Consider the following 13,784-nt stretch of genomic DNA (forward strand, 5'->3'; position numbering starts at 1 on the left):
GTCGCCCTACAAATATGTCCGGTGCTGCTTTATTTAATGATAACTACCGGCTTAATTAAATCTGCCGGTTTATCCTTCATAAGCATCAACGCATCTTCTACATGTTCAAAGCCTTCAAAGGTATGAGTAATCAACTTGGATACATCAAGTCGTCCGTTGAGTACAAGGCTGGACAGTTTTTCCATACGCAAGCGGCCACCGGGCATCAAGCCGCCAACAATGTTTTTATGTCCCATACCAACGCCCCATTCAACACGAGGAATATTGATGTACTCACCGCTGCCTAAATAGTTAACGTTACCGATACGGCCACCCGGTTTCAAAGCTTTCACTGCTTCTTGGAACGTATCTACCGTACCACCGGCGATAATAACTTTATCCACGCCTTTGCCGCCTGTCATTTCCAATACCTGTTCGTCGATAGGTCCGTTCTTATAGGATACAAAGTCGGTTGCTCCGTAGAACGAAGCCGCTTCTTTACATACCGGACGCGTACCTACGGCAATCAATCGACCGGCACCGCGCAGGGCTGCCCCGGCTACACTCATAAGACCTACCGGCCCGATGCCGATAACAAGAACGCTGTCACCGTACTGGACATCGGCCAATTCCGCACCGTGGAAACCGGTCGGTACCATGTCGGACAACATAGCCCCTTCCATCGGCGAAATGCCTTCCGGCAACAATGCCAAGTTACCATCTGCGTCATTTACATGGAAGTATTCACCAAACACGCCGTCTTTAAAATTCGAGAATTTCCAACCGGAGTTCATTCCTGTGGAGTGCATGGAAAAGCCGGCCTGTGCTTCCAAGGAATTCCAATCCGGAGTAATCGCCGGTACCAATACTTTATCGCCCGGCTTAAAATCTTTAACGAGAGCACCTACTTCAACAATTTCCCCTACGCCTTCATGGCCTAAAATCATGTCATGTCGATTGCCCAACGCACCTTCCCATACAGTATGTACGTCCGATGTACACGGTGCCAAGGCCAACGGTCGACAGATGGCATCCAATGGGCCGCATGTGGGATAGTCTTTTTCTATCCACCCCGTCTTACCGATTTCCAGCATCGCGAAGCCCTTCATTTTCTTTGCCATAGTGCACCTCCTAGTTACCTGTCACTTCATTGTGACCTCCCAAAGATATAAATCATCTTGTATCTTAATGGTATCCTGTATCCGCGGGGATGTCAAACTAAAATCATAGCAAATATGATTTTTAATCATCATTGAGCATTGTTACCATTTTATATTTCGTGCTTGTCGATTAGATTCATACATTGCCAATAAAGCCGTCGGTTCTTCACTCTTAAAGACATACGTCGGATCCATAGACTGTGCTTTTTCCACAGCTGCTTTCAAATCGTAATATACCTGCCACTTAGATTCTACTAAGTCTTTGCCGGTACGACGCAGCAAAAAGGCGGGATGATAGGTCGGCATGACCGGCATGCCTTCATAGGTTAACCAGTGTCCGCGCGATCGCATGATACTCCCCGGTCCTCCGTTAAAAAATTGGAAGGCTACCTTTCCCAAGGCAACGATTACCTTAGGACGAACCAAACGAATTTCTTCTGCTAAGTGAAGCTCTGCACAAAAGCGTCCTTCCTCCGGCGTTGGCGTACGATTTCCCTTCGGCCGACATTTTACAATATTCGTTACATATACGCGGTCCCGAGTAATGCCTACACTCCATAATGCTTTATCCAATAATTGTCCCGACGGGCCTACGAGAGGTACGCCGTATTCATCTTCCACACCACCGGGCCCCTCGCCGACAATCATAAGCGGCGATGCTACCGTTCCCGTATACGCCGTCGGTCCTTTGTTTTGTTCCTTGCGAATGGGACAGGATTGACATGTCTGCAATCGTTCCCACCATTCCGTTAGTATGTCTTCAATCATAATATCTCCTTAATTCTACGCATAGTGGCTTCTTAACTCTACGCGCTTCTGGCTATCATTTATGTTTCTGTTATATAACTACTTACATACTGTTATACAACTCTTTACATTCTGTTGTGCAACCATTTGCATACTGTTGTGCAACCACTTGCATATAGAAAAAGCTGCGGCCACAGTCATCCATGGTCGCAGTGTGTAGGCTCATCGCCTGCTTAAATATAAATACGCGGTACCCGTTCCGAAAAGCCCGTAAAAATTTCATACGGAATGGTTCCCGTCAACGTAGCCAGTTCCAAAACGGTAATGCTTTCCTGTCCCTGCGTGCCGATGAGAACAACTTCATCACCGGGTGCCACGCCTACGCCGTCAGGCATGGCGACCATAAGCTGATCCATGCAGACGCGTCCAACGATGGGACAACGCTTGCCGTGAATAAGAACAGAGCCTCGGTTAGACAGACTCCGCGGAAATCCGTCCGCATAGCCTACGGGGATGGTCGCTATCGTCATGGGGCGATCCGTCGTATAGGTTCCGCCGTAACCGATTTTTTCGCCGGCCCCCAAGTGCTGCACATGTACGACCTTGCTGTAAAAGCTGAGTGCCGGTTTAAGTCCCAAACGGTTCGGTACATCCAACGACGGCATAATACCGTACTGGATAATTCCCGGGCGGGCATCCGTAAAAAGACTATCCTTAACCGCCAGTAAGCCAGCACTGTTTGCCAAAGAAAATCTAAACGGATCGTTGCGATGCTTGCGGATAGTCGTAACCATGTCGCGGAATGCCGCCGTTTGTGCATGTGCTTCAGTTTTATCGGCTGCATCGGCCGATGCCATGTGCGAGAAGAAACCGTCTACCCGTAAATGCGGATAGCTTTCTACCTTTTCAATAAATTCCATTGCATCTTGCGGACGAATCCCAATGCGATGCATCCCCGTATCAACCGCAATGGCGCATTCCACGATAACATCGTGACGAGCCGCACAGGCTTCCAATGCCTCCAAGTCAGTGGATTCACAAATAGCCGGTCTGGAATTTCCTTCGATAACAAGGTCAAAGGATTGCGGCAAGGTAATGCCCAGCAAATAAATCGGCACTGTAATGCCGGCTGCCCTAAGGGGCAATGCTTCTTCCGGAAACGCTACTGCCAAGGATTCGTACCCTTCTTCCACGGCAATGCGTCCTACCATGACGCTGCCATGACCGTAGCCGTTAGCCTTGATGACTGCCGTACTGGTACTCCACTCGGGTAAACTATCTTTTATGCGGCGTAAATTTTCACGAATAATCGCCGTATTAATTTCTAAATGTGTAGGTCTCATATTTCAAAACTCCCGCGAAACCGCTGTATAGCCGTTAACCATACTCTTTGATATAAGAGTGATGCCAAGGGCTGTCAGTTTTCTTTTTTATTCCGTAGTAAAGTATACCGCTGCACTATCCCCTACGGCAAGTATTATTTACCAGCCTTTATAAAAAACTGTATACGCCTAACCGTTGAAGCAAGGCGCTCACCGTTAATAGAACAAAGTACAATACAAAGTGGTACGATGCATACACCGTACCACTTTATATTGATATGTTGTTCACCGCAATCCATCAAGGCATCCGCCTTGCAAAGCCGCTACTTCCCGGTAAGTAAGTCGCTATCCTCTACGGGCTGCTGTTCCCAAGATTCCTTCGGCACTGCAGCATAGCGTGCACTATCTTTGGTAGGTGCTGCTTCTACGCCTTGAATCGCTGCCCACAAATCAATCGGCGCATCTATTGTAGAAGGTAACTCTTGTTGCGTAGGATTATCATCCTTCATGCTTTCCCTCATAGCAAAGAGTACCATTTCATTCATATAGGTGCGGAGTTCATTATCATATACTGTAGACTCTGCCTGTACTAATGGTTCTAATAACATAGCACCTTCAAGCTTTCCTCCTATCGGCACATTAGCCAATAACGACGCATACTCTTCATACAAATGTTTCAGCGTAATATATCCATAGCTGTCCTTTTTCCAATTATGCGACTCATTATAGAAGTGTAGGCGCACCCGCATATAATATAAGAAGCGTTCATCATTCACCTGTTTACCTTCTTGCACATGACCATTTACATTATAAAAATGCACGACCCTGTCACCATACCAAGCTGCATAGGTATCCGACATACGTGCTACCTCTCGACTAGGCATCACCACTGTTGTCGGTTCTTGTATCGCCGTGATTGCAATTGGTTCCTGCGCCGTAGGCTCCATCAACACATCCTGTGCCGCCTCCGCTACCTGATTACATCCCAACATACCAACAATACCGAGAGCCACCATCCATTCTTTTTTCATCATCCAACTCCTATCTACTATTTTCACAAGTATATACTACTATTCATTTTACTATAGATTAATAGAATTACCAACTGTCCATAAAAAATAGCCGGTTGTGGATTTCTCTCATCCATAACCGACTATGTTTATCTATATCATTGACTACGCTAAAAATTCATCGCTGTCGAACGCACACAATACCCGGCTACTCCGGTCTGTCGCGGTATATCTGACAATCATCTATCGTCAATCCTTCCGGCACATATACCAAGCAAATTTACCACACAGAAAATAGCGGCCAATGCGCAAACAACAATTGGTAATCACTATACATGGCAACATACTCTTACAAGCTTCGTTCTTCCTAAGCGACCTAAACATAACTATCATTCCTGATGGAGAGTCTTTTCTCAGTCTCTCCCCATGGAAGAACGGATGAATACAATAAAGAAACCGCTTTTTCTTTAGTCTGCACCCACGAGGCTTCTCTTTCTTTATATTCCCGATATAACGCCTGTGCTTCTTCCACTGTCACCTCGGTAAAATGAATCGTCGTCTCTACCGGCATCTGAGCCAATCGCGGTAAATCCGGTGTAATGACCGTACCGATTTTAGTATAGCCACCGGTTGTTTGCCGATCGGCCATCAAGATAATCGGTTGTCCGTCAGACGGTACTTGAATGGAGCCGAACACAGCACCATCGGAAATGATATCTGCCCCATCCGTATGTGTTAATGCCTGTCCGGCCAAGCGATAGCCCATGCGATCCGAAGTAGGTGTAATGAGATACGGTGAAGTAAAAAATATGTGTCGCGCTTCTTTTGTAAATCGTTCATGTTGCGGTCCCAATACTACACGAATCGGTGTTGTTCCATTAAACGGTCCCTCATAATCGGGATCCACGTGAAGCTGTGGTACTTCAACAGTGCGCGCCACGGTAAGTACATCATCCTTTTGTAACTTGCGTCCTTTAAAACCACCGATACCGGATTTTCCGTGAGTAGCTACGCTGCCGTTTACCGGTGTCACCCGTACTCCGCCGCGCACCGCAATATACATGCGCACCCCATAGCTGGCAAAACCGGTAGTCACTTCATCACCGGGAGCTACTGCCAACGGTGTATTCATAGGAACCGGCGCACCGTTAACAGCCGGAGACATATCTGCACCGGTAAAGGCAATGACAGCCGGACCTTCACTGATAAAGCTAGGTCCCATAACCGTGCACTCCAGTGCTCCCATATCTGTATCATTGCCTACCAGCCGCTGACCCAAGCGATAGCTTTCGCCGTCCATCGCCCCCGCAACGGGCATGCCGTATTGTTGATAGCCGATGCGTCCCGCATCTTGTACGGTAGTGAGCATTCCCGGCATAGTAATGCGCCATGCTGTTGTTTCTTTACCGATTGCCATTAAGCTCACGCTCCTTTACTTCATGCACCGTTACCGTATAGCCACTGCCCAAGGCGGCAATCCGTTGATATTCCTCCTCCGTAATCGGCACATACCGCACGTAGTCGCCGGCACTGAGCAGCGTCGGCTGCTCCTTGCTACCGTCATAGAGCGTTAACGGTGTACGGCCGATAATCTGCCAACCGCCGGGAGATTCGGACGGATAAATCCCCGTCTGCGCACCGGCAATCCCGACAGAGCCCGCCGGGATTAAGGTACGCGGTGTCGATAACCGTGGCGTCGCCAGCGCCTGATTCATGCCACCTAAATAGGTAAAGCCGGGAATGAAACCCAACATGTATACCAAATAATCGGTGCCACTGTGCATAGCCACAACTTCACTTTCACTGAGACCCGTATGATTACATACGTTTTCAATATCCATACCATACTCACCGCCATAGACGGTAGGGATTTCTACAATGCGCACCGTGTCCGATGTTTCACCACTCTTCGCATCAGCGGCAATACATTGAATGTGATGGCACAGTTCTTCGTACGATACAATCAGCGGATTGTACACCACCAACAGCGAAGCATAGGTCGGCACCATTTCTACAATACCCGACGCCGTCTCTTCACTTAGTGCTGTTACCACATGGCGAATACGTTTATTAATATCCGGAGAAATTGTATCACCAAACACGGCGGATAGCGCACAATCCCCTACAGGGGCAAAGGTTAATGCCGTCGTCATATCCGATGTGCCTCCGGATGAAGCTTGTATACCCATAGACGATCTCCTTTAATCTAACCTAATAATTTAGAAATTCCCTGCAAGGAAGTGAATCCGATATATGCGGAGATAACTACTACGGCCCAGCCGGCCCAGAACAAGAAATTCGAGTGCTTGTAATCGCCGACAATTTCTTTTTTCTTTGCTGCCAAAAGCATTACTGCCAAGGTTACCGGCAAAATCAAACCGTTCAAGGAGCCTGCTACGATGAGCAGCATAGCCGGTTTGCCCATGAAGAGAAGAATCAATGTGGAAATAATTATGAAACCGATAATCCACCAGTTTTCACGAGCTCCCACAGGTTTAAAGAGTGTTTTCAAAAATGACACGGACGTGTAAGCGGCCCCTACTACTGAGGTAATAGCTGCACAGAAGAATACGATACCGAAGATTTTATACCCTACCTGACCGGCCGGTTTGAGGAAGGCATCTGCTGCCGGGTTCGATGCATCGAGAAGCGCCCCTTGCGATACAACGCCAAGCACTGCTAGGAAGAATAAAATACGAACCAAGGTAGCTACCCCCATACCGAGTGTAGCCGACTTACGCACCTGTCCCAGATTTTCTTCACCTACGATACCCGCATCAATTAAACGATGTCCACCGGAAAAGGTAATGTAACCGCCAACCGTACCGCCTAATAAAGTAATGGTTGCTAACCACTGATATTCCGTAGGCATAACCGTATGTGCTACCGCTGTACCTACCGGCGGCGTCGATACAATCATTACATACCCGATAAGCAAAATCATGAGAATACCCAAATACTTTGTTAATTGGTCCATCGCCTGCGCTGCCCGATAAGACATAAAAATTCCTACACCGATAACAGCGGAAATGATAGCGCCCACTTCTGTACTGGTACCGAACATAACGTTCATCCCCAAAGCGGCACCGCCGATATTACCGATGTTAAACGCCAAACCACCTAAAGCTACCAAAAAGGCTACGAAATAGCCCAGCCCCGGCAATACCTTATTGGCAATATCCTGACCGCGCATCTTAGACACGGCAATAATAGACCATACATTAATCTGTGCGATATACGCTAAAATAACCGACGCTATAATAACGAATGCAAAATCGGCTTCGTACTTCGCCGTAAAGGCTGCCGTTTGCGTCATAAATCCAGGCCCGATAGCCGACGTAGCCATCAGGAAGGCCGCACCGATAAGCACGGACCAGCTTTTCTTCTGATTCGGATCTTTGCTCATAATAAAGCCCCCAAACTATCTTTCCATACTACAAAACAAATTTTGTTACACTCTCATGTAAACGAATTATCTTTACGCGCTCAAATCAATTACCTTTGCACGCGATTTATAGAAACTATCGTTCCATACTACTCATATGATGTTAAACACATATACTACTAATCACGTCATCACTGCTATCAGTACTGCTTGTACTCAATCACGACCAATGAAATGGCAGACCTCAATACCTGCCTTCTCCAATCCCTCTCTGATCGTAGCCGTAAAGGCCAACGCCGACGGGTTATCTCCATGTACACATACGGAATCGGCAACAATTTCAATTTCCTTACCGGTGTTGGTAACTACCGTGCCCTTTTGAATCATTTGCAAAATACGTTCCAACGCTTCTTGCGGATCTTTAATAAAGGCCCCCTCTTGATTACGTGGTACCAGCGTTCCCTGCTCTGTATAACCTCGATCGGCAAATACTTCTTGAATGACTTTGAGGCCACGCTGTTTAGCTTTGGTAGCAATGTAGCTGCCGCTTAATGCCATGATATACACACCGGGATTCATCGCTTCAATGCCATCCAATACGGCATCGGCCAATCTTGGTTCCACACAAGCCGTGTTATAGAAGGCACCGTGAAGCTTTATATGCTGCAACGGTACATCGGCCGCCGCACAAAACGCACTGAGTGCGCCCACCTGATATTGCATATACGTCCGCGCTTCATCCGGTGTTACATCAAGCTTGCGACGACCAAATCCCATCAAGTCCGGATAACCGGGATGCGCCCCTACGGCTACGCCTCGTTCTTTGCAAAGTCGCACCGTCTTTTCCATAATCAATGGATCTCCTGCATGCCAACCGCAAGCCACATTGGCACTGGTTACCTGCTTTAACACTTCGCTATCCATACCTAAGGTATAGTTACCAAAGCTTTCACCTAAATCACTGTTTAAATCGATTCGCATGTGCCGCGCCTCCCATCGTATATAACCAATACTATGTATCCTGGTTATTTCTCTCTCTTGAATATTATATGTACAAATAAAATATTCTATAGAACTTTTACAAGATAAATTATAGTCACAATTATCGGTTAGTGCGAACAAACTTTACAAGCCATACCCACAAGTTTAATCTTGTATGCACTGACAGAACATGTTACACTTGGTATAGACAAGTGTATTATAAAGCATAAAAATCATACGCAATGTCACACCATCGACCGTTATAACAAAGAGAGAGGTTTTACCTATGACAAATAGTGAGAAATGCTTTATTATCACGGCTCATACCTTACACATGGGTAAGGCTGCCGAAATTTTATTTACATCCCAACAGGCGGTAAGCGACAATATTCGTCGTCTGGAGAAAGAACACGGTGTCACGCTTTTCTTTCGCAAGCCTCAGCTTGCCTTGACACCGGAAGGACGAATTCTTTTAAAAGCATTGGAACGTATTCAAATTATCGAAAACAATATGAAAAACGATTTACAGCTTCTTCATACGGCCAGTCAAGGAACATTGCGCTTTGGCATGGGGTCCTATCGCGTACATGACTCGGTCGTAGAAATGTTGACCGACTTTCGTCAATTGTATCCGGATATTCGTGTAGACGTTATGTATGAAGATACTCGGCGCTTGGAGGAGCTACTGCTACGCGGTCAATTGGATGTAATCATCGGATTCAACATCATCAATCATGAAGATTTTGATAAGCGTTCGCTCGTTCATGAGCAACCCGGTGTTATGGGTACCGACTCTTTGCTGCAACGCTATTTCTTGCCCGATGAATTAGATCGCTTTTCCCGTGAAGGCATTTCTGTTAAGGAGTTTGAAACATTACCGCTTATCGCTAATTATCCGATTGGCAGCTTGTGGCTTAATTACAAACAAACCTTTGATAAGATGGACATTCATCCCCACATCATTGCGTCCAGTAATGATTTTTCAAAAATTCTACGCCTCTGCGCTGCCGACTATGGCGTCGCCTTATGCCCGCTGTTTTTATCACAAATTATTAAGAAGGTTAATTCGTCTACCAATCGCTTCAATCCGATTCACATCTTTCCATTTCCTGCATTGGGCTGGGTAAACTCTATTGATCTTGCCACGCATAAAATGGCCAGTCACAGCAATTACTTAGAGGACTTTATTCAAATTATTACCACTCATATTGCTTCTCCGCGCGATAACTTTACACTGTAGCTATCTTCGCAGAAGCACATTCCCCAAAGGAGTTCGCCATGAATTCATATCTTTTATTAGGCACCATACTTTCACCGGACACACCCTCTCACCTATCTACCTATAAGGCAATGCTTATCCGTGACGGTCACATTGCAGATGTGTTTAGCACGATCCCCTCTACCGACATCGTGTCTTCCGATATACCTCGTATTGATACCGGCACCGCCCTCATCATTCCCGGATTTTCGGATATTCATCTGCATGCTCCGCAATTCGCCAATCTTGGTCTCGGCCTTGACGAAGAACTGTTGCCTTGGCTGGAAACCTATACATTTCCGGAAGAAAGTAAATATAAAGACATCTCTTATGCCACCACCATGTACACCTCCTTCACCAAGGCTCTATTAACCAACGGCATTACCTCCTCGGTTATCTTTGCCTCCATTCACACACCGGCTACACTTCAGCTTATGACACTATTGGAGCGCGCAGGACTACGCGCCTTCGTCGGCAAAGTAAATATGGATCGTAACTCACCCGATTACTATCAAGAAACTACCGAAGAAAGTATCGCTGCTACCACCGACTGGCTCACGGCGGCACGTCAATTCAAGCAGGTTCGACCTATACTTACTCCTCGCTTCGTTCCTTCCTGTACTCCGAAATTGATGAAAGCTCTTGCACGCTTAGCCGATGCTTACCAAGTGCCGGTGCAATCCCATCTTTCCGAAAATCGCGATGAGATTACTTGGGTACGGGACCTTCATCCGGAATGCCATAATTATTTAGATGTATATCGCCACTATGGATTACTGCGGGGTCCTCGCCAAACTATCATGGCCCATTGCGTGTGGTGTACAGAGGAAGAAAAGCAAATGCTTGCAGACTACGAAGTCATTGTAGCCCATGCGCCGTTCTCCAATGCAGACCTAGCCTCCGGGATTGCACCCATTGCCGACTTACAACAACGCGGTATCCCTATCGGTCTCTGCTCGGATATTTCCGGTGGTCATGAGCTTTTTATGCCGCGCACAATCGCTATGGCAGCCATGATGGCCAAGGAGCGCGCTACTTTATGCGGCGGCCACACACTTACTACCACGGAGCTTTTCTATATGGCTACGCACGGCGGCGGAATCTTTCCACAGATTGGTCATTTTGCCCCGGACTACGCAGCGGACTTTCTGATTATCGACGATAGCAATCTTTGCTTACCGAATCATTCGTATACACCGTTCCAACGTTTACAGCGTTTCCTGTATAACGGCGAACCCCGCCAAATTACTGATGTTTACGTGGCCGGTAAGCGCTGCCAACGATAGTTTGATATTATCTATGCAAAATTCATATAGATATTCTCATTTATTTCATGATTTTATATTCTATTACGTATGCACCTGTGATATAATTAACCTAAAGATACAATCTTAAGAAGGGGGAATCTACTATGTATGAATCACTAGCAAGATTACAACCGGTTATCTTGGCCGGCAGCAACAGCTCGCGCATGGGCTACAACAAAGTATTTGCCAAATTTGGAGGTGACACCTTAATCGAAACCATCTATACGATGCTTCGGTTCTCCTTTGAACGAGAACCGATTGTTGTCACTGACAATGCGCAGCTCTTAAAGAATTTTGAACCATTGAAAGATGCTACCATAGTAGAAGATAAATACCCCGGACATAATACACTCGGTGCGGTGGCTACTGCTATGGAAAGCTCCGATGCGGAAAACTTTTTTGTTATCGGCGTAGATATGCCGTTCCTTTCCCTTGTAGTATTGGAACGTATGGTAGCTGCTCAAGGTATCGCCAGTGTGGTAGTACCGATGTTGAACGGTGAAGACATTTGCTTACACGCTATTTATAATCGCTCCCTGTTACCGATTATGAAAGAAAAAATTGCGAACGGCGAAAAATTATTGCATTCGTTCTACAAAGAAGTATCCTTGTTACAAATTCCGTTACAGCCGGATTCTTTCGAAGCCGATATCTTCATTGATATCAACACACCGGAAGACCTTGCTTATGCACAGGAACATTTCAAGGAAGTTCACGAAAAAGATACAGAAAAAATATTGATTCACAAACAGTAATCAATCATGTGGTTATGAGCAGGTACGCTGTAGCGTACCTTGTATCGTACCTCTCTCACAAAAAGGGAGCTGTAACGAGATTAAGTTTTTTAACTTACATTTCAGTTACAGCTCCCTTTGCTATGAGTCCAATATACGCCTGCACCATCCCCAATGTTGACGGAACAAACGGTGCCTCTTCGTCATCTGCACTAGATCGATGCAGACTTTGATGTAGGTTTTGATTTAGATTTGGATATTGATTGCAACATGTCCTCTTCTACATTTTCAAATGTATTTTCTTGGGGTTGTTCAAGGATAGCTTCGCTACCTTTCTTTGTACTTTCTTTAGAGATGTTTAGTTTAGTTTCGTTTAGTTTAAGTATAGGTACAAAAGTTTCGTAACTTTTTACCCTAACCTTTGCCGGTAGTATTGCCGGTACCATTGCAGATTATACGTTCACACAAGCCTGTACTTAACGGCAATGCATGGATTTATCGCGGATTTAAATCTCCCTATCATCTGTAGTGCAGTCACATTCCCACCTTCTGCATCAGCATATATTTTATCGCTATCACTTAATCTAAACGAATATGGCAATATCCGCCGGGATTCTTTTTTAAATATTTTTGATGATACTCTTCAGCAGCATAAAAGTTATGTAATGGCAATACCTCCGTAACAATCGGAGCTGACCAAGCATGTTGCAAACGACTAAGAAACTCTTCACAAATAGCTTTATCTTTTTCATCTACATAATAAATACCCGATCGATATTGCGTTCCTATATCCGGTCCTTGCTTATTCAATGTAGTCGGATCAATCGCATCAAACAGAACTCGTAACAATGATACTAACGTTATCTTTTCATCATCATAGGTAACAAAAACAGTTTCCGCCGCACCCGTTGCACCGGTACACACTTCTTCGTACGAAGGATTTACTACTGTTCCGTTTGCATAGCCTACCTCTGTGGCAACAACACCGGGAACTCTATCCAATAATGCTTGTACGCCCCAAAAACAACCACCTGCCAAATATATTGTTTTATTCATAATTATCTCTCCTCATACTAATAATTTTCTCGAAAACTATGTTTTATTCCAATTGTAACCGATAGCTTTTACAAAATCAAATAAGCTACACTGGCTCCAATAATTACATGCCTACTCCTCTACACTCAATGTCCCCAACTTCCTCACCATAGGATAGATGGATTGCATCTCTGCTTTAAATGTATCATCTTGCCCTTGGTGAACAACAACCAAAACAGATGTAGACGGTCCACCACTTTGCGTAAGCATAGCACTATGTTCCCACTCCGGCAGATAATGGCATCGAAGTGATGTCCCCATCAACAAAGTGTCCATCTCGCCACTAATTCCCCGTGATCCTACCGGCAACACATCACGTACGCAAGAACTGTGTACCATAGCACTCACCACTTCATATGGAACTATGTCCCTCGGCCGCTCTATAACAGCCCGGCCCACCAAAGGAGAACCTACTACATACAAACTGTCACCTTTTTCTACTGCTTGGCATCGTACTTTGAAAGAATCTTTTCTTATACTGCCCAATAGCGTTACACCAATGGCCGTCATTGAGGTGTCCATATTTTCCTCGGAGCTACCGTTAATTTCGATATGATTATAGCCAGCACGACTAAGTTCCTCTCGTATGCCTTCCAAAGAAAGCTTGCCGGTAGGGTTAAATTCGTTTCCCACCGTATGAATCAAGGCTTGCGGCTTCGCGCCCAATGCCAATAATTCCATTAAAGCTACTCGTGCACAATAAGCACCGGTCGTCTTTGTCGATACGCACAACACATCGTCCGGCTTTTCGCCAATGGAGGCCGACACATCACAACTGATAGCCATATATAGCTCTGCCGTTATCG

The 13,784-nt window shown here is 45.8% G+C and carries 13 protein-coding genes; 3 read left to right on the top strand and 10 right to left on the bottom strand.

Going from position 1 to position 13,784, the window contains the following annotated elements; genetic code table 11:
• Window positions 1-29 precede the first annotated feature (29 nt).
• The 8 genes from G344_RS0104130 to G344_RS0104165 form a co-directional block, all read right to left on the bottom strand.
• On the bottom strand, window positions 30-1,100 hold the full coding sequence (locus G344_RS0104130) for an NAD(P)-dependent alcohol dehydrogenase (RefSeq protein ID WP_275114263.1): 1,071 nt from the start codon (window positions 1,098-1,100) through the stop codon (window positions 30-32).
• 141 nt (window positions 1,101-1,241) lie between these two features.
• Complete coding sequence (locus G344_RS0104135; RefSeq protein WP_038154930.1) at window positions 1,242-1,907, bottom strand: uracil-DNA glycosylase; 666 nt, start codon at window positions 1,905-1,907, stop codon at window positions 1,242-1,244.
• A 212-nt stretch (window positions 1,908-2,119) separates the two neighbouring features.
• Window positions 2,120-3,229, bottom strand: coding sequence for an alanine racemase (gene alr, locus G344_RS0104140; protein WP_028255101.1), 1,110 nt, complete (start codon window positions 3,227-3,229; stop codon window positions 2,120-2,122).
• Window positions 3,230-3,531: 302 nt separating this feature from the next.
• On the bottom strand, window positions 3,532-4,239 hold the full coding sequence (locus tag G344_RS11425) for a hypothetical protein (protein ID WP_051245739.1): 708 nt from the start codon (window positions 4,237-4,239) through the stop codon (window positions 3,532-3,534).
• Window positions 4,240-4,594: 355 nt separating this feature from the next.
• On the bottom strand, window positions 4,595-5,635 hold the full coding sequence (locus G344_RS10650) for a 5-oxoprolinase subunit C family protein (protein ID WP_051245741.1): 1,041 nt from the start codon (window positions 5,633-5,635) through the stop codon (window positions 4,595-4,597).
• Window positions 5,622-6,407, bottom strand: coding sequence for a 5-oxoprolinase subunit PxpB (gene pxpB, locus G344_RS0104155; protein ID WP_244869488.1), 786 nt, complete (start codon window positions 6,405-6,407; stop codon window positions 5,622-5,624). The genes G344_RS10650 and pxpB overlap by 14 nt, the downstream gene beginning before the upstream one ends.
• 17 nt (window positions 6,408-6,424) lie before the next feature.
• Window positions 6,425-7,624, bottom strand: coding sequence for an NRAMP family divalent metal transporter (locus G344_RS0104160; RefSeq protein WP_028255103.1), 1,200 nt, complete (start codon window positions 7,622-7,624; stop codon window positions 6,425-6,427).
• A 195-nt stretch (window positions 7,625-7,819) separates the two neighbouring features.
• Window positions 7,820-8,584, bottom strand: a complete 765-nt coding sequence (locus tag G344_RS0104165) for a LamB/YcsF family protein (protein ID WP_028255104.1) — start codon at window positions 8,582-8,584, stop codon at window positions 7,820-7,822.
• 286 nt (window positions 8,585-8,870) lie between these two features.
• Here G344_RS0104165 and G344_RS0104170 point away from each other — a divergent pair, with 286 nt between their 5' ends.
• From G344_RS0104170 to mobA, 3 genes are all read left to right on the top strand, one after another.
• Window positions 8,871-9,824: a LysR family transcriptional regulator gene (locus G344_RS0104170; RefSeq protein ID WP_028255105.1), complete on the top strand. Its 954-nt coding sequence runs from the start codon at window positions 8,871-8,873 to the stop codon at window positions 9,822-9,824.
• Between the two features lie 38 nt (window positions 9,825-9,862).
• Complete coding sequence (locus G344_RS0104175) at window positions 9,863-11,128, top strand: amidohydrolase family protein (protein ID WP_028255106.1); 1,266 nt, start codon at window positions 9,863-9,865, stop codon at window positions 11,126-11,128.
• Between the two features lie 125 nt (window positions 11,129-11,253).
• Entirely contained in the window at window positions 11,254-11,904 is a 651-nt protein-coding gene (gene mobA / locus G344_RS11430; RefSeq protein WP_028255107.1) for a molybdenum cofactor guanylyltransferase, read from the top strand.
• Between the two features lie 558 nt (window positions 11,905-12,462).
• On the opposite strand, the gene msrA is transcribed toward mobA, so the two are convergent.
• Together msrA and G344_RS10660 are read right to left on the bottom strand one after the other, a co-directional pair.
• Window positions 12,463-12,939 carry a peptide-methionine (S)-S-oxide reductase MsrA gene (msrA, locus tag G344_RS0104185; RefSeq protein ID WP_028255108.1) on the bottom strand — a complete coding sequence of 159 codons (477 nt, stop codon included), beginning with the start codon at window positions 12,937-12,939 and terminating at the stop codon, window positions 12,463-12,465.
• Window positions 12,940-13,050: 111 nt separating this feature from the next.
• Window positions 13,051-13,764, bottom strand: coding sequence for a hypothetical protein (locus G344_RS10660; RefSeq protein WP_051245743.1), 714 nt, complete (start codon window positions 13,762-13,764; stop codon window positions 13,051-13,053).
• Window positions 13,765-13,784: the final 20 nt, after the last annotated feature.

The sequence above is a fragment of the Veillonella magna DSM 19857 genome (genome assembly GCF_000428745.1).
In the GTDB taxonomy this organism is placed as follows: Bacteria; Bacillota; Negativicutes; order Veillonellales; family Veillonellaceae; genus Veillonella_A; species Veillonella_A magna.

What these genes read in the sequence shown, in the direction of transcription:
- G344_RS0104160 (WP_028255103.1), bottom strand. Translation starts at nt 7,624, where the DNA reads ATGAGCAAAGATCCGAATCAGAAGAAAAGCTGGTCCGTGCTTATCGGT.
- G344_RS10660 (WP_051245743.1), bottom strand. Translation starts at nt 13,764, where the DNA reads ATGGCTATCAGTTGTGATGTGTCGGCCTCCATTGGCGAAAAGCCGGAC.
- G344_RS0104135 (WP_038154930.1), bottom strand. Translation starts at nt 1,907, where the DNA reads ATGATTGAAGACATACTAACGGAATGGTGGGAACGATTGCAGACATGT.
- G344_RS0104165 (WP_028255104.1), bottom strand. Translation starts at nt 8,584, where the DNA reads ATGCGAATCGATTTAAACAGTGATTTAGGTGAAAGCTTTGGTAACTAT.
- alr (WP_028255101.1), bottom strand. Translation starts at nt 3,229, where the DNA reads ATGAGACCTACACATTTAGAAATTAATACGGCGATTATTCGTGAAAAT.
- G344_RS0104170 (WP_028255105.1), top strand. Translation starts at nt 8,871, where the DNA reads ATGACAAATAGTGAGAAATGCTTTATTATCACGGCTCATACCTTACAC.
- G344_RS0104130 (WP_275114263.1), bottom strand. Translation starts at nt 1,100, where the DNA reads ATGGCAAAGAAAATGAAGGGCTTCGCGATGCTGGAAATCGGTAAGACG.
- pxpB (WP_244869488.1), bottom strand. Translation starts at nt 6,407, where the DNA reads ATGGGTATACAAGCTTCATCCGGAGGCACATCGGATATGACGACGGCA.
- mobA (WP_028255107.1), top strand. Translation starts at nt 11,254, where the DNA reads ATGTATGAATCACTAGCAAGATTACAACCGGTTATCTTGGCCGGCAGC.
- G344_RS0104175 (WP_028255106.1), top strand. Translation starts at nt 9,863, where the DNA reads ATGAATTCATATCTTTTATTAGGCACCATACTTTCACCGGACACACCC.
- G344_RS10650 (WP_051245741.1), bottom strand. Translation starts at nt 5,635, where the DNA reads ATGGCAATCGGTAAAGAAACAACAGCATGGCGCATTACTATGCCGGGA.
- msrA (WP_028255108.1), bottom strand. Translation starts at nt 12,939, where the DNA reads ATGAATAAAACAATATATTTGGCAGGTGGTTGTTTTTGGGGCGTACAA.
- G344_RS11425 (WP_051245739.1), bottom strand. Translation starts at nt 4,239, where the DNA reads ATGAAAAAAGAATGGATGGTGGCTCTCGGTATTGTTGGTATGTTGGGA.